The 1,007-nt window shown below is 72.5% G+C and carries 1 protein-coding gene; it reads right to left on the bottom strand.

The genetic code is table 11. The features are described from left to right. The coding region (locus PUR56_RS14330) for an acyltransferase domain-containing protein (RefSeq protein WP_329949186.1) at positions 1–1,007 on the bottom strand (1,007 nt) is incomplete at both ends.

Raw genomic sequence — 1,007 nt, 5'->3', positions numbered from 1 at the left:
GGAACGGGTAGGTGGGCAGTTCGACGCGTCGGCCGCGGGGGATCGCGGTGGTCCAGTCGACGGTGAGGCCGGTGGTCCAGGCGTGGGCGAGGGAGGTGAGGAGGCGTCGTCGGTCGCCTTCGTCGCGGCGCAGGGTGGGGAGGGTGACGGCGGTGTCGAGGGTCTCCTCGATGGTTGGGACCAGGACGGGGTGGGGGCTGGTCTCGACGAAGTGGGTGTGGCCGGTTTCGTGGAGGGTCTTGAGGGCCGGGGCGAGGAGGACGGGTTGGCGCAGGTTGGTGTACCAGTACGCGGTGTCGGGCGGGGTGGTGAGCCAGTCGCCGGTGACGGTGGAGAACATCGGGATGCGCGGTGCCTGCGGGCTGATGTCGGCCAGGACGTCGAGCAGCCGGGTGCGGATCTTCTCGACGTGCGGGGAGTGCGAGGCGTAGTCGACCGGGATGCTCCTGGCGCGGACGCCCTCCCGCTCGCACACCGCCAGCAGTTCCCTCAGAGCGGTGCTCTCGCCCGCGACGACGGTGGTGGTGGGGGAGTTGTAGGCGGCGACGGAGATCCGGTCGGCCCAGGGGGCGAGCAGTTCGGTGGTCCGCTCGGCGGAGAGCCGGACGGAGACCATGCCGCCGTCACCGGCGATGGCGTCGAGGGCCCGGCTGCGGAGGGCGACGACGGCGGCGCCGTCTTCGATAGTGAGGGCGCCGGCGACGACGGCGGCGGCGATCTCGCCCTGGGAGTGGCCGAGGACGGCGTCGGGGTGGACGCCGTGGTGCTGCCAGAGCGCGGCGAGGGAGACCATCACCGCCCACAGGGCGGGCTGGACGACGTCGACGCGCTCCAGCGGCTCGGTGTCGCGCAGCAGCCGGGTGAGTGACCAGTCGACGTGTGGGGCGAGGGCCTTCTCGCACTGGGTGATCTTCTCGGCGAAGACGGGTTCGGTGTCGAGGAGTGCGGCGGCCATGCCGGGCCACTGGGAGCCCTGGCCGGGGAAGACGAAGACGGTGCGGCCGGGG

It is taken from the genome of Streptomyces sp. BE303, assembly GCF_036290945.1.
GTDB lineage: Bacteria > Actinomycetota > Actinomycetes > Streptomycetales > Streptomycetaceae > Kitasatospora.
This window is presented reverse-complemented; position numbering and strand designations above follow the sequence as displayed.